The following is an 18,040-nucleotide window of genomic DNA, read 5'->3' on the forward strand; positions in this document are numbered from 1 at the left end:
CTTCGGGAGGGCATGGGTGATCGGATACGTGAACGATGTACGCCATGAAGGACCGCGCGGTCACACTTCTGAACGGAACGTAGGGTGCAAGCGCTTTCTAGTCAACGCTCCGCGCGAAACTATTCGGGGTGTGGGAGCGCTTCCATGCCGCTCATGTGCATGTCACGATGCCGATTGTTCGCCCGATTGCTTTCCCTGAGCGATGCCCCACGAGCCGCGATCAGGAAGGGACGCACCCATGGCGCCCGCAGCCGGAATCACCCTCAAGTCCTTGAGAAAGCCGCCGCGTTCGGTGCTCGTCGCCCTCTTCGGAGCGTTGGTCCCGTTACTCGCGGCCCTGACCCTCCTGGCACCTCCGGCCACCGCCCGCACCGAGGCCGTCCCCACCGCGACCCTCACCGAGGTCACCGGCTTCGGCACCAACCCCGGCAACCTGCGGATGTACGTGTACGTCCCGGCCGCCGTCACCGCCCACCCGGCGGTCGTGGTGGCCTTGCACTACTGCGGGGGATCGGGCCCGGCGATGTACTCAGGCACCGAATACGCCTCGCTGGCCGACCAGTTGGGGTTCGTCGTCGTCTACCCGTCGGTCACCCGCGCCAGCAAGTGCTTCGACGTCTCCTCGCCCCAGGCCCTGCACCGCGACGGCGGCAGCGACCCGGTCGGCATCAACTCCATGGTCGACTGGGTGAAGAACACCTACTCCGCCGACCCGGGCCGCGTCTTCGCCCTGGGCGTCTCCTCCGGCGCGATGATGACGAACGTCCTGCTCGGCGACTACCCCGACGTGTTCGCGGCCGGCGCCGCGTTCGCCGGCGTACCGTTCGGCTGCTTCGCCACCACCGACGGCTCGGAGTGGAACACCGCCTGCGCCAACGGGACGGTCGTCCAAACCCCGCAACAGTGGGGCGACTTGGTACGCGGCGCCGACCCCGGCTACACCGGCCCCCGCCCCCGCATGCAGCTCTGGCACGGCACCGCCGACGACACCCTGCGCTACCCCAACTTCGGCGAGGAGATCAAACAGTGGACGAACGTGCTGGGCGTCGGCCAGACCCCGGCCGCCACCGACTCCCCGGCCGTCGGCTGGACCCGCACCCGCTACGGCGCCACCGGTGACCAGGCCCCCGTCGAGGCGATCAGCCTCCAGGGCGGCAGCCACGACCTCTACACCTACGGCATGGGCGCCCGCGTCCTCACCTTCTTCGGCCTGTCCGGCGGCGCCACCACGCCCCCGCCCTCGACCGGCCCCTGCAAGGTGACGGCCACGACCAGCGCCTGGAACACCGGCCTCACCGCCTCCGTGACGATCACCAACACCGGTACCAGCACGGTGAACGGCTGGCAACTCCGCTTCGCCCTGCCCGCCGGCCAGACCATCACCAACGGCTGGGGCGCCACGTACACACCGGCCTCCGGCACGGTGACGGCCACCAACGCGTCGTACGACGGCACGATCGCCCCGAACGCGAGCGTGACCATCGGCTACCAGGCGAACCACACCGGCGACAGCGCGGCGCCCACCGCCTACACGCTCAACGGGACGGCCTGCACAGTCGGTTGATCCGCACCTGGCGCCCTTCGCTCCCCAACTCCTTCCCGAGGAAGGTGGATTCCGTGCACCTCACGAGACGGACCGTGATCGGCGCCGTGACCTCGGCGCTGTCGGCCCCCAACCCGGTGCGTGTCGAAGGCGGTTCGACACGCACCGGCTCGCACTGGGTGAACACCTGGACGGCGACGCCCCAGCTCACCGAGCCCGGCAACCTGCCGCCGACGCCGTTCACCGGGACCAGGTCGGTCCTGGTCGACACCACGCTCCGACAGACGCTCCGCGTCACCACCGGAGGCCGGACCCTGCGGCTGCGCTTCTCCAACGCCTACGGCGACACCCCGCTGCCGCTCACCGCAGTGACGGTGGCACTCCCACTGGGCGGCAGGGCGGGCGCGAGCGCGATCGTGCCCGGCAGCAGCAGACCGGTCACCTTCGCCGGACGCGCGTCGGCGACCGTCCCGGTCGGTGCCCAACTGGTCTCGGATCCCCTGGAGTTGGACCTGCCCGCAGCATCCGTCCTGACCGTGACGACCTACCTCACGACGGGCCAGCCGTCACTCGCGCTCACCTCGCACCCGGGCTCGCGCACGACGTCGTATCTCCAACTCGGAGACCACACACAGGACGAGGACCTGCCCGGTGCGACCCCGGTCGACCACTGGTACCTGCTCAGCGACGTCGAGGTGCTGGCCCCGCACGCCACCACGGCCGTGGCGATCCTGGGCGACTCGCTCACCGACGGCCGCGGCTCCACGACCAACGCCAACGACCGCTGGCCGGACCAGCTCTACGACCGCCTCCGGGCCCACCCCGCCACCGCCGCCGTAGCGATCCTGAACCAGGCGGCGGGCGGAAACCGGGTCCTCAACGACGGCCTCGGCCCCAACGTCCTCGCCCGCCTCGACCGCGACGTCCTCTCCCGCAGCGGAGTCACCCGCCTCATCGTCTTCGAGGGCGTCAACGACATTGGCACCGCCGACGCGACCACCGCCGCCCAACACCAGCTCACCGAGGACCTGTTGGCCGCCTACGACCAGATCGTCGTACGCGCCCACGCCCAGGGCATCCGCGTCTACGGCGCGACCCTGCTCCCCTTCGGCGGCAACACCTACGACGACCCGGCGGGCGTGCGCGAGTTCTCCCGCCGGGCGGTCAACACCTGGATCCGGACGAGCGGCCACTTCGACGCGGTCATCGACTTCGACCGCGCCGTACGCGATCCGGCCGACCCGCGGCGCCTGTTGGAGTCCCTCCAGGTGGGCGACTGGCTGCATCTCAATCCGGCGGGGTACGCCGTCCTGGCCGCGACGGTTCCCGCCGGACTGCTGAGTTAGACGACCGGCTCCTTCGCGGCGGCGGGGGCCGCGGCCGAACTGCCCTTCACCGGAAGGTGGTTGAAGACCAGGTTCAGCACGATCGCCGTCAGACAGCCCGCGCTGATGCCGCTGTTCATCACCGTCTGGAACCAGTTGGGGAACTGCGCGTACACCGTCGGCACGCCGACCGGCAGCATGCCCACGGCCACCGAGACGGCGACGACGGTGAGGTTGTGGTTGTCCTTGAAGTCGGCCTGGGTCAGGGTGCGGATGCCGCTCGCGGCGACCGTGCCGAACATGACCAGGCCCGCGCCGCCGAGCACCGGAGCCGGTATCGCGGCGACGACCGCGCCCAGCTTGGGCAGCAGACCGAGGACGACGAGGATGCCACCGGCGACGGCGACGACCCAGCGGCTGCGGACCCGGGTCATGCCGACGAGGCCGACGTTCTGGGCGTACGCCGTGTACGGGAAGGTGTTGAAGACGCCGCCGAGGACGGTGGACAGGCCGTCGGCGCGCAGCCCGTCCGCGAGGGAGCGCGGCTCGATCTTCCGGTCGGTCATCTCGCCGACGGCGATCAGGTCACCGGTCGTCTCGGTCATCGTCACCAGCGCCACCACCAGCATCGACACGATCGCCGAGGCGTGGAAGGTAGGAGTTCCGAAGTGGAATGGCGTGCTGATGCCGACCCAGTCGGCGTCCCCGACCCCGCCGAAGTCCGTGAACCCGAACACCACCGCGGCCACCAACCCCACGGCCATGCCGATCAGCACCGCGATCCGGCTCAGGAACGCGGGCGCGAACCGCTGCACACCCAGGACGACCACGAGGACGAAGGCCGCGAGAGCGAGGTTCTTCGGCTCACCGAGATTCTTCGAACCCTGGCCGCCCGCCGCCCAGTTGCCCGCCGCGGGCAGCAGCGACAGACCGATGATCAGGATCACCGTGCCGGTCACGAGCGGCGGGAAGAAGCGCAGCAGCTTGCCGAACACCGGTGCCAGCAGCGCGATGGCGAGCCCCGCGACGATCACCGAACCGTAGATCGCGGGGAGTCCACCGCCCGTCGTACCGATCAGCACCATCGGCGACACGGCCGCGAACGTACAGCCCTGCATGATCGGCAGCCGCACCCCGAACCGCCAGAAGCCGATGCACTGGATGAGCGTCGCGATACCGCACACCAGCAGGTCGGCGGTGATCAGATATGCCAGATCGGCGGCCGAGAGCTTCATCGCCCCGCCGACGATCAGCGGAACCGCCACCGCGCCCGCGTACATCGCGAGCACGTGCTGCAACCCGAAGGCGGCCAACTGGCGTACGGGTGGGACCTCGTCGACGGGATGCACGGGTGTGGTCGTTGCCATGGGCACTCCTGAGCGGCGGAGGGAGCGGAAAGCGGGGACAGCACGAGACCGTAAGCGCCTTGAACAGTTTGTTGATTTCTGAGGTGTTGCCGCCGTGTGTCATGCCCATCCGTTATGCGCGCGACGCACGCACCGCCTCCCGAAGGGCCTCCCAGCCAGGCAGTTTGACCACACCGCCGCGCCCGAGCGAGGCCCCCAGCTCAACCTCGGCCCGCTCGATGGCCTCCCATCCGGCCCACTCGACCGGCTCGATCCCCTCGGCGCGCAGCGCGGTGAGCGGGTCTTCGGACGCCTCGTGTCGTACGAGCGTGGGGGCGTCCTCCAGCAGGGACGTCACCGTCTCCTTGGCGTCCGGGCGGTTGGTGCCGATGACGCCGGTCGGTCCCCGCTTGATCCAGCCGGCCACGTACTCGCCGGGCACCGGCATCCCCGCGCGCAGGACGCGGCCCGCCCGGTGCGGCACTACACCTAGCTCGGCGTCGAACGGCAGCCCGTCCAACGGCACCCCGCGATAGCCCACCGAACGCAGCACCAACTGTGCCTCGACGTCCTCCAGTTGACCCGTGCCGCGCACTCCGCCCCGCCCGTCCGGCGCGGTCCGTTCGAAGCGCACCGCGCCCACCCGCCCCGCGTCGGCGAGGAGTTCGACGGGACGGAGGAAGAAGCGGAGGTGGATACGGCGAGCCGCGCCCGAGGGTGGCAGGGCCGCCCAGTTGCGCAGCGTCTCCACATTGCGGCGTTGCGCGGCGGGCAGGGCGGAGGGGTCCAGACAGTCCGGGTCGAGCGCCAACTCGGCCGGATCCACGGTCACTTCGGTGTCCGGCAGACCGCCCAGTTCGCGCAGTTCCTTGGTCGTGAAGCGGGCCTGCGAGGGACCGCGCCGACCCACCATGTGGATGTCCGTCACCCCGCTCGCGGCCAGCGCGGCGAGCGCCGCCTGGGGTATGTCGGTGCGGCTCAACTCGGTCGCGCCGCGCGCCAGCATCCGCGCGACGTCCACCGCGACATTGCCCACGCCGATGACGACGGCCGAGCGTGCGCCGAGCACGAAACCGTCGGCGGCGGAGTCCGGATGGGCGCTGTACCAGGACACGAACTCGGTCGCCGACCAGCTGCCCGGCAGCTCCTCGCCGGGGATCCCCAGATGGCGGTCGGTGGCGGCGCCCACGCAGTACACGACCGCGTCGTACAGCTCCCGCAGCCGCGCGGCGGTCACCCCGCCGGGCCCCACCGGCACCCCGCCGAGGAACCGCACCCGCTCGTGCTCCAGGACCGTCCGCAGATTGTTCTGTAGTGACTTGATCTTCTCGTGGTCCGGCGCCACGCCGTAGCGCACCAGACCGTACGGGCACGGGAGCCGGTCCAGGACGTCGACCAGCACCCCGGGCTCCCGCTGGACCAGGCTCTGGGCGGTGTAGACCCCGCTCGGCCCGGAACCCACGACGGCGATACGCAGCAAGGCGGAACTCCTCACCCGTCAGGCACACAGGAGATCGGCGAATCGTCAGACCGCTGGCAACTCCAGGGTCCCACCACTGGGGCTCCGCTGACAGGGTGCCGTGCGTACCCGTACGAGACGGGGGCGCGCGTGTCCGTTCGTATGGAATGTGATCATGCGGTTACGTTGCGTATGTGCTAGAAGCATCCTTCGTTAATCTTTCCGATCGCTGCCCCGAGGACGGCGCGGTGTCCGTGTGGCCCGCGTGGGAAGTGCAGGAGCACGACGGAGCCACCTCGTGGTTCCACGTCCGGCTGTCCTTCACCGACGGAGCCCGGGTCGACGCCCTCGCCGTGGTCTCCGAACAGTGCGTCTCCGTCGAGGACGTACGGGCCCAACCGGCCCTGTCCCTCGACGACTTGACGGTGCTCGCCGACTGGATCGAGGGGCCGCTCTTCGAGGCGTGCGGCCTGGAGTCAGGGCCTGCGCACGAAGGGGATGAGGGAGCCGAGTCGGGCGTGGCGCGCCGGGCCAGGCCGCCCTGGCCGCGTGGCATCGAGGGGCGGTGGCTGGTCGCCCAGGAGTACCGCGCCGCGCAGGAGGAGGGCGTCGATCCCGTCCTCGCGGTGATGTGCGCGACCGGACACAGCCGACGCCGCTCTCTCCGGCTGATCTCCCAGGCGCGGGACGCGGGCTATCTGACACCTCGTCATGCGAGGCGTTGAGCCGGTGAGTTGGGGCGACGGCCGGGCTATGCGCCGGTGGGCTCCGCGGGATGCTCGTCGCTCGACCGCTCGTCCGTCGACCGGTCGTCCGTCGCGAAGAACCGTGAAAGGTCCGTGTCCGCTGCCGCGCTCGGCGTGCCGCCGGCCTCGGGCGGGATCCCCAACTCCCAGTCGAGGCCGTACCGTTGGAACAACTCGGTACGCAGCACCGGGATCGGCATCGGCACCCCGGGCACGAGAGCCGCGTAGACCGAGCCCATGAGGAGGGCCCGCAGCATCGGGTAGTCGGACGGGTTGTTCCCCGACCTGTACCGCGCGATCGTCTCCCCGAGCAGTTCGGCCAGGCGCCGCTGCTCCGGGCACTGCACGAAGCCCTCGCCCTGGAGCAGTCCCGCCATGTGCTGGCGCATGAGCACGGGCCGGTCGTGCGCGAGGCCCAGGATCGCGTCGATGGCCCGCGCCATGCGCTCCCGCTCGTCGGTGGTGCGCGGCTCGCGCTCCAGCGCCTCTTCCAGCGTCCGGTGCATCAGCCGGTGCACGGCGGACTGCACGAGCTGGCGTTTTCCGGGGAAGTAGTACGACACCAGTCCGCGCGCCGAGCCGGCCCGGTCCGCGATGTCACCCAAGGTCGTGGCCTCGAAGCCGCGCTCACCGACCAGCTCGACCGCCGCCTGTAGAAGCCGCTCCCGGGAACGCCGTCGCAACTCTTCATTGACCGATGCGCTTCGCGGGGACATGCTGTAACTCCTGCGTTGACTGGCTATCAGCCAACTATACTCAGGGCGTACGGGTCCCCGTCGCGAGGGTCCGTCGAATGCTGCCGTCCGTCTGGGGCGACGCGGGGGATCGTCTCAGGCGGGCGGCTCCTTTTCACCCCAATGGTTACCTCGGGCGACCTTTGGCCCGGCGTCCGGTGCCGCCTTCTCGCACATCTGTCGCACGGCACGTGATCCGTCCCTAGAGTGGGCACGGGTGACGAGCCGAGGAGGCGCACGGGCATGGACCAGGACCAGCAGATTTTCGCGCGGATCAACGAGATGGTCGACGACGAGCGCAAGCTCCGGGAGGCCCTCGCCTCCGGCACGATCGACAGCACCACGGAGCACCAGCGCCTCGGCCAGCTGGAGCGCGAACTCGACCAGTGCTGGGACCTGTTGAGGCAGCGCCGCGCCAAGGTGGAGTTCGGCGAGAACCCGGACGAGGCGCGGGTGCGCCCGGAGTCCGAGGTGGAGGGATATCAGGGGTGACCCTGCGGGCGGGGGCGCCTCCTGGACTTCTGGAGCCGCCCCCGGCTCAGCCCTGACCGACCAGATCAAGCACGGGGCGCAGGGCGTCCGGTCGTTCGGTCACCGGGCGGTGGTCCACGAAGTGCACCCCGCACCCCAGGGCCGCCGCCCCGCCGTCCGCGCGCCGGTCGTCGCCGACCATCAGCACGTCCTTCGGCTCGACCCCGAGCGCCTCGCAGGCGACCGCGAACAACCTCGGGTCCGGCTTCTGAATGCCGTGTTCGTACGACAGCACATACGCGTCCACGTAGGTGTCGAGGCCGTGCTCCCGGAACACCGGCCGCAGATCCCAGCCGATGTTGCTCACCACACCCACGCCGATTCCGCGCTCGCGCAGTGACCGCAGCACGAACTCCGCGTCCGGGTACGGCGTCCACGCGGCCGGCGTCATGTGCCGGTCGTACAGCGCGTCGTGCAACGCCGGGTCGGGGAGCGGCACTTGGCGGGAGACGCCGGTGTACGCGGCCCGGTGCAGTTCGGAACTCTCGTCCCGGATCGGCCACATCTCGGCGAACTCCGCGGGCAGTTGCTCCGGCTGCGCCCCGCCCGGCAGCGCCCCCGCCGACTCCAATGCCCGTGCCACCTCGGCCAACTCCGGCTCGGGCAGCGCGATTCCGGTCTCCCGTAGGACGGCACGCAGCCAGGACTCGGTGGACTCGATGCGGAAGAGGGTTCCGGAGAAGTCGAAGAGGACGGCACTCATGCGGTGATCTTACTCAGCCGCTCACTCGCACCCACCGCCGCTCGTGCACCCAGACGGCCACCGCCACCACGAGCGCACCGAGAACCCAGCCGCCCAACACGTCCGACGGCCAGTGCACACCCAGCCACACACGGGTCAGTCCCACACCCACCACGCAGCTCACGGCGAGAGCCATGGCCGTACGCCACACAGCAGGTCCGGCACCGGAGCGGTGGAGCAGCCACAGGAGGAGGCCGCAGACCACCGTGGCGGTCATGGCGTGGCCCGAGGGGAAGGCCGCGTAGTGCGCCGAGTCGACGGGGTCCGGCCACACCGGGCGGGGGCGGCCGACCAGTGCCTTCAGGGCCTGCTGTAGCAGCGTGCCGAGCGCACATGTGGCCGCCAGCCACAGTGCTGTCCACCACGCGGAATACCGCCACACCAGCCAGACCATGGTGGCCGCACATACAAGGCGGAGGGTGAGGGGGTCCCAGACCCAGTCCGTCAGGATGCGGCACATCTGCGTCACGCCGTGGTCCTCGACCGCCCAGCGGTGCGTGGTTACGGCGATCCGGTTGTCGAGGTCGATCAGTGGACGCCACTCGACCGCGACCAGGGTGAGGAGCAGCGCGGAGCACAGGGTCAGGGCGGTGAGGGCGGTGTGCCGGTGACTCGGGCGGGACGGACAGCGCATGAAACGATCCTCGCCGATCTGATCCACTCCATGCCGATCTACGCGGACCTCAGCCGAGTGCTCGCAGCCCCGGTACGAACGCCACCAGCACCGGAATCACCGGCACCAGCGCGGCCGTGGCGGTCAGTCCCAGGCGCCGGGTCGGTGTGAGCCGGTCCTGCGGCGTGAGCAACCGGTGCACGCGCTGCGGGACATGGGCGTGCGGGGTCGGGCACGGCCCGAACACCCCACGGTCCTCGTTGAGTTCGACGAGTGCGAGCGCGGTCGTGAGGCGGCCGAAGCGGCGGGATGCCATGTCGTCGGCGGCGAGTTCGACCAGGCGGTGCATCTCGTCGCGGAACGCGGCGAACACCGGAACCTGCGGGAATCCGGTCGCCAGCGCGCTCGAACAGTGCAGCAGCCAGTCGTGCCGGGCCTGCGCGTGCCCCTGCTCGTGGGCGAGCAGGGAGTCCAGCTGCCGCCCCTTGAGCCGGCGCAACGCGGCTGTGGTGATGACCAGTTGGGGTGCGGGACCGGACATCCACCACGCGTCCGGCCGCTCGCCCTCCAGCACGACCAGCGGCTCGGCGCCCGGCTCCTCGCCGGGCAACAGCGGCGCGCGCACGAGGAGTTCGGCCCTTCGCCGCCGACGGCGCGACCGGGACCGTAGGACCTCGCGGACCAGCATCGCCACCGTCCACGCGCCGCCGCACGCGAGGGCGACCGCGGTCGCCGCGGCCCAAGGCCCGGTCGTCACAAGGGGATAGGCGTCCAGAACGGCGTGCGGGGCGTTGGCGAAGACATGGCCGCGCACGGCCTGCCACGCGGCGGCTGCGCTGAGCGTCATCGACAGGGCGCAGCACAGGAGGACGGCCGCCACGACGCACTGCCACACCCACAGCGCGAGCACCGGCTCATGGTCCGGCCAGTCGGCCCGGGCGAGCAGCCGTGGGGCGACGACGGCGGCCAAGGCGCCGAGCAGCAACAGTGCCGCGGGGACCATCATGGGAGCACCCTATGAGCGCCGCGGTGATCAGGGGTACGGCTTGTTACGGCAAAGTGACGCAGACCACGATTTCGTACAGTGCCCCGGATTCCTGGATGCCCGGATCCTCAGAGCGTCAGCAGCATCGCGACCATGGCGATCCCCATCGACAGTCGGCACGCCCGGGCCAACTCCGGCCGGTCGCCCCACCCGACGCTCCCGCCGTCGCCGACGGCCGCGCCGGTGACGGGCACCAGTCGTATGCCCGACAGCAGTACGTATCCCACGAAGTAGAGGAGCAACACACCTGTCACGAGCGGGACTCCGGAGCCCTCGTGTTCATGGTGGTGACCGGGGGAGGTGCCCATCACGAGCGCCATGTAGACCATGGCGGCGGTGCCCAGCAGATGGTGCACATGGTGCGGGCTCCTGCGCGCGGTCCACAGGGCGCGCAGCGCCGCCGCGCCGAACACCGCCGCGTAGCCGGGCCAGGCCCATGACGGCGGTGCGAACACCGCGGCGGGCACGGCCATCGCTGCCATCCCGAAGCCCATCAGCGCCTCGCCGCCGGCGGCCCGCCGCTGTTCCTCGACGGGGCTGCGCATCCGCAACAGGCAGTAGGCCCCGGTCGCGGCGCAGAGCGCGACCAGCAGCCAGCCGGGCGAAGCCGGTCCGTGCATGCGCATCCCCCCGTTCGACCCCAGTTATCACTCTTCGTAGACGATCGGTCACAGGTTGCCCGTGCCGCACGGGGCGCAATCGAGCGCAACGGTGTACATGGGGAGCACTCGGCGGAGTGCGGCAGGTCGGAGGCGCTGCGCGAGAATATATTTCACGAGTAAAACACCTACTAAGCTTGTCTTCCATGAGCAGTGCGACCCCCGTCCCCACCCCGCGGGCCCCGCGCGTCCGACGTCTTCCGCTCGCCGGTGTGCTGCGCCTCGGCCGGCCCTCCGACATCTGGTTCAAGCCCGCGCTCAGCGTGGTCGCGTCGGTCGCTCCGCCGAACCTGGCCCTGCTCGCCCTGGGCCGCCTCGACCTGGCGATGTACACGATGGCCGGCTCCTTGTGCGCGCTCTACGCCCACAACAAGCCCTACGCCGCCCGGGCCCGCGCCCTGGTGTGGGTGGTGCTCGGGATGATCGGCGGTCTCGGGGTCGCACTGGTCACCGCCTCCCTCACCACGAACGCCGTCGTGCTGGTCACGGTCGGCGCCGCACTGGCCGCCGTACAGAAGGGCCTGTGCGACGCGACCCGGATCGGCCCGCCCGGCAACGTCGTCCTCACCTTCATCAGCTCCGCCTCGCTCTTCGCGCCGCAGACACTCGCCCAGATCCCCGGTCACCTCACGCTCGCCGCCGGGGCGGGCGTCTGGGCGTGGCTCGTCGGCATGGCACCCGGCCTGGTCCGGCCGCACGGCCCCGAGCGCCGTGCCACGGCTCAGGCGCTGGATGCCGCCGCCGGGTACGCCGCCACGCACGGCACCGGCGACGGCCACGCACGCGCGCGTGCCGCCACGGCAGCGGCCGTCCAGGCGGCCTGGCAGTCCCTGCTCGCCACGGGGGTCCGCACCGAGCCCCGCCGCGCTCTCGAACGTCTCGTCGTCCGTGCCGAGGTCGCCCTCGCCGCACCCGCGGACACCGACCCGGAGCCGCTGCGCGCCTGGGCCCGTGAGCTGAGGGGGAGTGGACCGGTCCCAGGGGGCGACGATCGGGTGGACGCCGTAGCCGCCGAACTGCTCGGCGTGGACGTCGAACTCGCCGCCCCCGTAAGCCCGTTGTGGACCAGGCTCGGTCCGCTCACTCCCCTCGTGTTGCGTACGGCGATCGGTTGCGCCCTCGCCGGATACGTCTCCCTGGCCCTCGGCGTCGGCCGCCCCTACTGGGCCCTCGTCACCGCCGCCTCCCTCTACCAGGCCAACATCACCCTCACCTGGGGCCGGGGAGTGCAGCGGGTCGTCGGCAACCTCCTGGGCGTGCTCGTCTTCGCCGGGGTGGCCCCGCTCGCCCACACCCGTCCGGCGGTTCTCGTGCTGTGCTGCCTCGCGTTCAACTTCGGCGCTGAGGCGCTGATCGGCCGCAACTACTGGCTCGGCAGCGTCTGTGTGACCCCGATGGCACTGCTCATCACCGAGTTCGCCCGAACCCAGCAGCCGGGGGAACTGATCACCGAGCGGGTCGTGGACACCCTCGTCGGTGCCCTGGTCGGCCTCGTGGCCGCGGTCGCCGTCACCAACCGGCGCGCGACCGACCGTATCGAGGAGGCGCTCACCGCGGTCGAGGGGGCGCGAGGGCGGGCCGCACGCCTCTTGGGTGAGCCCGTTCCCGCCCCCGGAGCCCTGGATTCCGCGCACCGCGCGCTCGCCGCCGCGCTGGTCGAACTGCGTGCCACCGTCGACGCCGCGTCCGGCGAGTGGTGGCAGCGTGCCCTGCCCCAGGAGCGGGTCGTGCTCGCCGAGCAGTCCGGACACCGTACGCTCGCCGCGACGGTACGACGCCGGGGGCCGCACTCCTGGCCGACCGCGGATCGGCGCACGGGCAGGAAGACGGAGGGCGTACGGGGATGACGTCAATGAACGGACGGCCGACGGACGGAAACGGTGCCTCTCCGGATACGGCCCGCGACGACCCCTCACCGAGCGCGCCCCGCCACGACACCGTCGCCGCCGTCGTCGGGCAGTGGCAGGCCGTGCACCCCGGTCTCGACACCGGGCCGATGGAGATCATCGGCCGGATCAACCGGTGTGCCGCCCTGCTCCAGCAGGCCGAGGACGCGCCGCTGCGCCGGGCCGGGCTCAGCCGCCCCGAGTTCGACCTGCTCGGCGCGCTCCGCCGCACCGGACACGAGCTGACGCCGAGCGAGCTGACCCGGGAGACCTTCTCCTCGGGGGCCGCCGTCACCAAGCGCCTCAAGCAGCTCACCGAACGCGGACTGGTCGAGCGGCGCGGCGACACCCGCGACCGCCGTGTCGCGCATGTCCGCCTGACGGACACCGGCCGCGAACTCGTCGACGCGATCCTGCCCGAGCAGCTCGCCTACGAGACCACCGTGCTCGCCGGTCTTGACACTCCCGGACAGGGCGAACTCGCCACGCTGCTCGGCGAGTTGCTGGTCCAGCTGGAAGGCCGGCTCGGCGTGTTGCGCGTCTGACCCGCTGCGGTCGGGCGGTGGCGGACCGTTGACGTGAGGCGCGTGATCTCCCTACGTTCGACCAGGTCGGTTCGGGACGCCGACTGTCGTGCGACATGCCGAACAAGGGACTGATGCCGTGGCAGCCGAAGCCTCCTCCACCCCCACCTCTGGGAAGCTCACCATCGACCTCGGCACCGACACGGGCCCCTTCCACGGAGGCGCGAGCGGCACGCTCTACGGCCTCTACGGAGACGGTGTCCCCAGCCGCAACGTCGTCGAGGGCATGTACGTCCGCACGGTCTCCACCAAGGCCCAGGACGGCACCCAGCACCCGGGCGCCGACGCCCTGGAGATGCTGCGCCCCTTCGTCGAGGCGGGCGGCAAGGACGTCTACGTCTACCTCACCGACATCTACCGCGGCTTTCCTTACGAGTGGCCCGGCGCCACCGGCCCCGAGCGCCTCGCCGACTTCACGGCACGCGTCCGCAGGCACGTCGAACAGGTGCTGGCGCTCGGCGAGTACCGGTCCCATGTCGTGTACGTGCCGTTCAACGAGCCCGAGGGCAACATGTTCGGCACGGAGGAGTGGAGCTACGACGGGACCTCCTGGCGCACCGACCCGCGCGCCTACTTCACCGCCTGGCGGGACATCTACCGCCTGATCAAGGGGCTCGACCCCGACGCCCGCATCGCCGGTCCCAACACCTGCGAACTGTACAACGAGGTCAAGGGCTTCCTGGAGTTCGCGGCGGCCGAGGGAGTCCTGCCCGACATCGTCACCTGGCACGAGCTGTCCTCGCCGGACGAGATCCGCACGAACGTCGCCAAGTACCGTGCGCTGGAACGGGAGTTGGACATCGGCCCGCTCCCCGTCAACATCAACGAGTACGCGCACAACTACCACTTGTCCGTCCCGGGGCAGATGATCCAGTGGATCGCCGCCATCGAGGAGTCCAAGGTCGACGCCGACATGGCGTACTGGAACATCGACGGCAACCTCAACGACTCGGCGGTCGAGGCCAACAAGGGCAACGGGCAGTGGTGGCTGTTCAACGCCTATGGGCAGTTCACGGGCAACACCGTCCAGGTCACCGCGCCCCACCCGAACGTGCAGTACACGCTCCAGGGCGTCGCCGCGCTCGACCGGGACAAGCGGCAGGCACGGGTGCTGTTCGGTGGCGCGGGCGGTTCGGCGGACGTCGTGTTCGAGCACGTCGCCCCCGAGATCTTCGGTACGACTGTTCACGCACGGCTCCTGGAGATCCCCTGGACGGGGCAAGTCGGCGCCTCCGCACAGCCGTTGCGGCTCGATGACACTCAACTCCCCGTCATGGAGGGGAAAGTGACGCTGCGTCTGACGGACCTGGAGGAGATGTCGGCGTACCAGGTGATCCTGTCCCCGGGCGGCGAGGGGGCCGTGGCGCTGCCGCCCTCGGTCGGCTGGCGGCGGACGTACCAGGCCGAGGACGCGACCTACCTCGGTGACGGCCGATCCTTGAACGGGCCCGAGGGCTCCCCGTCCGACGTCGACAAGTTCGCCACGTCGACCGGCTACCACGTGGGCGGACTCCGCACCGGCTCCGACGGCGTCCTCGCCTTCCAGGTCGAGGTCCCGCAGGACGGGACGTACGACGTGAGCGTCTTCGCCAACTCGTACAACCTGGCCGAGGCGGTGCGCGAGCAGGGACCCACCAATGTCTTCCTGCGTGTCGACGGCCGCCAGCCGCGCGAACTCCGGCTGCCGCTCGGCTACAAGTGGGCGGTGTGGGGCCACACTGACACCCGGATCGAGCTGACCGCCGGAGCGCACACGATCACCCTCGCCGCCAAGGACGCCGACCTCGGTGTCACGCGGGGCGACGCGGTCGTCGACAAGCTCGACCTCGCCCTTCGCGACGGTGAGGTGAGCGGGTCGGCGGTGTACGACGCCGAGTTCGCCGCCCTAGGGGGTGGCGCCCGCGCCGACTGCACGATCCGGGGAGCCTCTGGTCCTGGTGTCGCCGTACTGCCGCGGGGTGGCACCGCGACCTTCTGGGTGCATGCGGCGGACTACGGGGAGGCGACGGTGGCCGTCGACCGGATCGGCTCCGGGGAGGGCGAGTTGACGATCAACGGTGAGAACGTGGGGATTGTTGAACGATCCCCACGTTCCCTCTTCCTTGTGTCGGGCATCAACAAGGTCACCGTCACCGCCACTTCGGGCGAACTCGTCCTGGACCGCCTCCGGACCGCGCCGTCACGCGGCCTCCTGCCCACCTCGACGTACCCGGCCGAGGAGGGCATCGCGACCGGCGGTGCCCGGGTCACCGGCGCCCACACGTTCGCCACCGGCGGCAAGGCGGTCGACGGCATCGGCGCCGGACCGGCCAACGCCCTCACCCTCACCGTGACGGCGGAGCGGGCCGGCCGGCACGCGCTCACGATCCGCTACTCCAACGGCGAGCAGGCGCCCGCCACCCACTACAACCCGGACCCGGTCTGCCGCCACGCGGACATCGCGGTCAACGGGGCCGCCCCGCAGCGCGTCCTGTTCCCCACGACCTTCCACTTCAACAACTTCCACGACCTGACCGTCCCCGTCACCCTCGACGAGGGCGCCAACACCCTCACCTTCACCGCCGAGGAACTCCCGGACCACGACGGCAAGTCCAGGAACCAGTACGGTCAACGCTCCGCGTACGCCCCCGTGATCGACCAGGTGACGGTGACACGACTGGCCTGACGGCGTGTCAGAACTTGCGCGCCCAGAGGACCTCGGTCGCCGTAGATGGTCTGAACGACCTCCGACTCCCAGTTCGGCCGGTCGCCCCGGCTGTCGAGCCGGTCCGCCTCGCCTGGGCCTGCGGCAGCAGTTCACGCTCGGGCGTCCGCTCCAGCAGGTGGTAGCGCAGCTGCGGACCGGCGAACGCGGTCCAACCCCACCAGGTTCCCGCGGTGGTCGCCCGCCGCCTTGACGTCTCCCGCGAGGGTCCCGCACGATCGGTTCCCCTTCAGGCAGGTCGTGGCGGGCAGGGCTTCGCCTCAGCCCGCCGCGTGGACCCCGAACACCGCGCCCTGCGGATCTCGCAGCACCGCGATCCGCCGTACGTCGGCGATGGAATGGGGTTCCATGAGGACCGCGCCGCCCGCCTCGGTCGTCGCGGCGGCGGTCGCGTGGACGTCGGTCACCGCGAAGTACGGCAGCCAGTGCGGTGAGACCTGCGGCGGGAACTTCTCGTCCATCGCCATCAGGCCGCCGAAGTCGGCGCCGTCGATGCCCCACTGCGGGTAGTACGCCGAGGGCCGGACGGTCCAGCCGAACACGCTCGTGTAGAAGCTCTCGGCCCGCTCGGGCGCCCGCGTCAGCAGCTCCACCCAGCCCAGCGCGCCGGGCGAGTTGAACAGCCCGGCGCCGGGGAAGGCCCGCGCCTGCCACATCTGGAACACGGCCCCGCCGGGGTCCAGGGCAACGGCGAAGCGCCCGATGTCGAACACCTCGGCAGGTTCCATCAGCAGCGTCCCGCCCGCCGTACGCACCCGCTCCGCGGTCGCGTCGGCGTCCGCCACCGCGAACGACACGTTCCACGCCACCGGCTGCGACTCCTGGAACAGCGGCGTCAGACCGGCGACCGCCGAGTCCCCGACGTGCGCGACCGTGTAGCCGCCCGCCTCCTGCCGGGGATCGGTCTCCGGACGCCAGCCGAAGACGTCCGTGTAGAAGCGCTTGGCCGCATCGAGGTCACTGGTCCCCAGCTCGACCCAGCAGGGCCCGCCGGTCACCGGCCTGTCGAGCTTCATGGCGTTCCTTCCACGGGAAGTACCCCTTCCAGCACGCTAAGCCCGGGCCACGACCCCGGCCAACCGACAGGGAACGGCCCCTGCCCGCCGTAGGCCTAGATCCCCGGCCGGTACCGCAGCGGATGGTCCGCCGGCACCTCCACCAGCACGATCCGCGTCCCGTCCGGGTCCGCGATCCACATCTCCACCAGCCCCCAGGGCTCCTTCACCGGAGGCCGTACGATCTCGACCCCCGTCGCCCGCAACTCCTCGTACGCGGCCCCCGCGTCGGCGACCTGGAGCCACAGCCGTACGGGGGGCGAGGGCGGGGTGTCGGAGCGGCCTGAGACCTCCAGGAAGCCGCCGCCGAGGAAGTAGACGGTCCCGCGCTCGACCCCCGTGCCGAACTCCCGGTAGACGGGCAGCCCGAGCCGCTCGCCGTAGAAGGCGCGGGAGCGGTCGGGATCGGTCGGGCGCAGCAGGATACGGCTGCTCAGTACGTGCACCATGCGGCCGGAGCCTAGTCCCAGGGGTCGGGTTACTCTCGTCTCTGCCTGAGCCGCGCCCTGATCGGAGTTGTGCACCATGGAAACCGCCGCCACCGGACTCACCTTCCGCGACGCCACCGACGCCGATGTGGACGCCCTCGTCGTGCTGATCGAGTCGGCCTACCGGGGTGACGACAGCCGGGCCGGGTGGACCACCGAGGCGGACATCCTCGAAGGGCAGCGGACCGATCCCGAAGGCGTGCTCGCGGTCGTCAAGTCGCCGGACAGCCGACTGCTGGTCGTCGAACGCGACGGCCAGGTGGTCGCCTGCTGCCAGCTCGAACACCGGGGCGACCACGCCTACTTCGGGATGTTCGCGGTCAGCCCGCAGCTCCAGGGCGGCGGCCTCGGCAAGGTCATCATCGCGGAGGCGGAGCGCGCGGCCAGGGAGACCTGGGGGGTGGGGGAGATGCACATGACCGTGATCTCCGTACGGAACGACCTCATCGCCTGGTACGAGCGCCGCGGCTATCGCCGTACGGGCCGGATGACCCCGTTCCCGTACGGCGACGAGCGGTTCGGCATTCCGCAGCGCGACGACCTTCAGTTCGAGCTGCTGGTCAAGGAACTGGCGTAGGCC

At 70.9% G+C, this 18,040-nt stretch carries 17 protein-coding genes; 8 read left to right on the forward strand and 9 right to left on the reverse strand.

Annotated elements, in window-relative coordinates:
- The first annotated feature begins 238 nt into the window (after positions 1-238).
- Positions 239-1,564, forward strand: coding sequence for an extracellular catalytic domain type 1 short-chain-length polyhydroxyalkanoate depolymerase (locus tag ACWIHT_RS16260; RefSeq protein WP_456168619.1), 1,326 nt, complete (start codon positions 239-241; stop codon positions 1,562-1,564).
- A gap of 53 nt (positions 1,565-1,617) precedes the next feature.
- Positions 1,618-2,889 carry an SGNH/GDSL hydrolase family protein gene (locus tag ACWIHT_RS16265; protein ID WP_456168621.1) on the forward strand — a complete coding sequence of 424 codons (1,272 nt, stop codon included), beginning with the start codon at positions 1,618-1,620 and terminating at the stop codon, positions 2,887-2,889.
- Here ACWIHT_RS16265 and ACWIHT_RS16270 read toward each other — a convergent pair.
- Positions 2,886-4,235: a nucleobase:cation symporter-2 family protein gene (locus tag ACWIHT_RS16270; protein ID WP_456168623.1), complete on the reverse strand. Its 1,350-nt coding sequence runs from the start codon at positions 4,233-4,235 to the stop codon at positions 2,886-2,888. The genes ACWIHT_RS16265 and ACWIHT_RS16270 overlap by 4 nt on opposite strands.
- Positions 4,236-4,347: 112 nt before the next feature.
- Positions 4,348-5,694, reverse strand: coding sequence for an FAD-dependent oxidoreductase (locus ACWIHT_RS16275; protein ID WP_456168625.1), 1,347 nt, complete (start codon positions 5,692-5,694; stop codon positions 4,348-4,350).
- Positions 5,695-5,921: 227 nt separating this feature from the next.
- Between ACWIHT_RS16275 and ACWIHT_RS16280 the strand changes: the two genes are divergently transcribed.
- On the forward strand, positions 5,922-6,398 hold the full coding sequence (locus ACWIHT_RS16280) for a DUF6214 family protein (protein ID WP_456168627.1): 477 nt from the start codon (positions 5,922-5,924) through the stop codon (positions 6,396-6,398).
- Between the two features lie 26 nt (positions 6,399-6,424).
- On the opposite strand, the gene ACWIHT_RS16285 is transcribed toward ACWIHT_RS16280, so the two are convergent.
- Positions 6,425-7,135 (reverse strand): TetR/AcrR family transcriptional regulator, encoded by a 711-nt coding sequence (locus tag ACWIHT_RS16285; RefSeq protein WP_456168629.1) that lies wholly within the window; start codon positions 7,133-7,135, stop codon positions 6,425-6,427.
- 261 nt (positions 7,136-7,396) lie between these two features.
- Here ACWIHT_RS16285 and ACWIHT_RS16290 point away from each other — a divergent pair, with 261 nt between their 5' ends.
- Entirely contained in the window at positions 7,397-7,645 is a 249-nt protein-coding gene (locus tag ACWIHT_RS16290) for a DUF2630 family protein (protein WP_019069429.1), read from the forward strand.
- Between the two features lie 46 nt (positions 7,646-7,691).
- Here ACWIHT_RS16290 and ACWIHT_RS16295 read toward each other — a convergent pair whose 3' ends face one another.
- The 4 genes from ACWIHT_RS16295 to ACWIHT_RS16310 all read right to left on the reverse strand — a co-directional run bounded on the left by ACWIHT_RS16295 (position 7,692) and on the right by ACWIHT_RS16310 (position 10,704).
- Entirely contained in the window at positions 7,692-8,387 is a 696-nt protein-coding gene (locus ACWIHT_RS16295; protein WP_456168631.1) for an HAD family hydrolase, read from the reverse strand.
- A 13-nt stretch (positions 8,388-8,400) separates the two neighbouring features.
- Entirely contained in the window at positions 8,401-9,060 is a 660-nt protein-coding gene (locus ACWIHT_RS16300) for a phosphatase PAP2 family protein (RefSeq protein ID WP_456168633.1), read from the reverse strand.
- Positions 9,061-9,109: 49 nt separating this feature from the next.
- The gene (locus ACWIHT_RS16305) at positions 9,110-10,045 is read right to left on the reverse strand and encodes a M56 family metallopeptidase (protein ID WP_456168635.1); all 936 of its coding nucleotides are present in this window, start codon (positions 10,043-10,045) and stop codon (positions 9,110-9,112) included.
- Positions 10,046-10,152: 107 nt separating this feature from the next.
- Entirely contained in the window at positions 10,153-10,704 is a 552-nt protein-coding gene (locus tag ACWIHT_RS16310; RefSeq protein WP_456168637.1) for a DUF5134 domain-containing protein, read from the reverse strand.
- 185 nt (positions 10,705-10,889) lie between these two features.
- Between ACWIHT_RS16310 and ACWIHT_RS16315 the strand changes: the two genes are divergently transcribed.
- The 3 genes from ACWIHT_RS16315 to ACWIHT_RS16325 all read left to right on the forward strand — a co-directional run bounded on the left by ACWIHT_RS16315 (position 10,890) and on the right by ACWIHT_RS16325 (position 15,878).
- Positions 10,890-12,590: an FUSC family protein gene (locus tag ACWIHT_RS16315; protein WP_456168639.1), complete on the forward strand. Its 1,701-nt coding sequence runs from the start codon at positions 10,890-10,892 to the stop codon at positions 12,588-12,590.
- On the forward strand, positions 12,587-13,174 hold the full coding sequence (locus ACWIHT_RS16320; RefSeq protein ID WP_456168641.1) for a MarR family winged helix-turn-helix transcriptional regulator: 588 nt from the start codon (positions 12,587-12,589) through the stop codon (positions 13,172-13,174). The genes ACWIHT_RS16315 and ACWIHT_RS16320 overlap by 4 nt, the downstream gene beginning before the upstream one ends.
- Before the next feature lie 118 nt (positions 13,175-13,292).
- Entirely contained in the window at positions 13,293-15,878 is a 2,586-nt protein-coding gene (locus ACWIHT_RS16325) for a cellulosome protein (RefSeq protein ID WP_456168643.1), read from the forward strand.
- Between the two features lie 299 nt (positions 15,879-16,177).
- Here the strand turns inward: ACWIHT_RS16325 and ACWIHT_RS16330 are convergent, their stop codons facing one another.
- Both ACWIHT_RS16330 and ACWIHT_RS16335 read right to left on the reverse strand, forming a co-directional pair.
- Positions 16,178-16,933: a VOC family protein gene (locus ACWIHT_RS16330; protein WP_456168645.1), complete on the reverse strand. Its 756-nt coding sequence runs from the start codon at positions 16,931-16,933 to the stop codon at positions 16,178-16,180.
- A 95-nt stretch (positions 16,934-17,028) separates the two neighbouring features.
- A complete protein-coding gene (locus ACWIHT_RS16335; RefSeq protein WP_456168647.1) occupies positions 17,029-17,421 on the reverse strand; it encodes a VOC family protein in 393 nt (130 codons plus the stop codon).
- Positions 17,422-17,497: 76 nt separating this feature from the next.
- Here ACWIHT_RS16335 and ACWIHT_RS16340 point away from each other — a divergent pair, with 76 nt between their 5' ends.
- Complete coding sequence (locus ACWIHT_RS16340; RefSeq protein ID WP_456168649.1) at positions 17,498-18,037, forward strand: GNAT family N-acetyltransferase; 540 nt, start codon at positions 17,498-17,500, stop codon at positions 18,035-18,037.
- Positions 18,038-18,040: the final 3 nt, after the last annotated feature.

The sequence above is a fragment of the Streptomyces sp. NPDC002276 genome (assembly GCF_053891435.1).

Excerpts from the sequence above, each read along its gene's own strand:
- ACWIHT_RS16260 (WP_456168619.1), top strand. The coding sequence starts at position 239 with ATGGCGCCCGCAGCCGGAATCACCCTCAAGTCCTTGAGAAAGCCGCCG.
- ACWIHT_RS16270 (WP_456168623.1), bottom strand. The coding sequence starts at position 4,235 with ATGGCAACGACCACACCCGTGCATCCCGTCGACGAGGTCCCACCCGTA.
- ACWIHT_RS16285 (WP_456168629.1), bottom strand. The coding sequence starts at position 7,135 with ATGTCCCCGCGAAGCGCATCGGTCAATGAAGAGTTGCGACGGCGTTCC.
- ACWIHT_RS16290 (WP_019069429.1), top strand. The coding sequence starts at position 7,397 with ATGGACCAGGACCAGCAGATTTTCGCGCGGATCAACGAGATGGTCGAC.
- ACWIHT_RS16295 (WP_456168631.1), bottom strand. The coding sequence starts at position 8,387 with ATGAGTGCCGTCCTCTTCGACTTCTCCGGAACCCTCTTCCGCATCGAG.
- ACWIHT_RS16300 (WP_456168633.1), bottom strand. The coding sequence starts at position 9,060 with ATGCGCTGTCCGTCCCGCCCGAGTCACCGGCACACCGCCCTCACCGCC.
- ACWIHT_RS16305 (WP_456168635.1), bottom strand. The coding sequence starts at position 10,045 with ATGATGGTCCCCGCGGCACTGTTGCTGCTCGGCGCCTTGGCCGCCGTC.
- ACWIHT_RS16310 (WP_456168637.1), bottom strand. The coding sequence starts at position 10,704 with ATGCACGGACCGGCTTCGCCCGGCTGGCTGCTGGTCGCGCTCTGCGCC.
- ACWIHT_RS16315 (WP_456168639.1), top strand. The coding sequence starts at position 10,890 with ATGAGCAGTGCGACCCCCGTCCCCACCCCGCGGGCCCCGCGCGTCCGA.
- ACWIHT_RS16320 (WP_456168641.1), top strand. The coding sequence starts at position 12,587 with ATGACGTCAATGAACGGACGGCCGACGGACGGAAACGGTGCCTCTCCG.
- ACWIHT_RS16330 (WP_456168645.1), bottom strand. The coding sequence starts at position 16,933 with ATGAAGCTCGACAGGCCGGTGACCGGCGGGCCCTGCTGGGTCGAGCTG.
- ACWIHT_RS16335 (WP_456168647.1), bottom strand. The coding sequence starts at position 17,421 with ATGGTGCACGTACTGAGCAGCCGTATCCTGCTGCGCCCGACCGATCCC.
- ACWIHT_RS16340 (WP_456168649.1), top strand. The coding sequence starts at position 17,498 with ATGGAAACCGCCGCCACCGGACTCACCTTCCGCGACGCCACCGACGCC.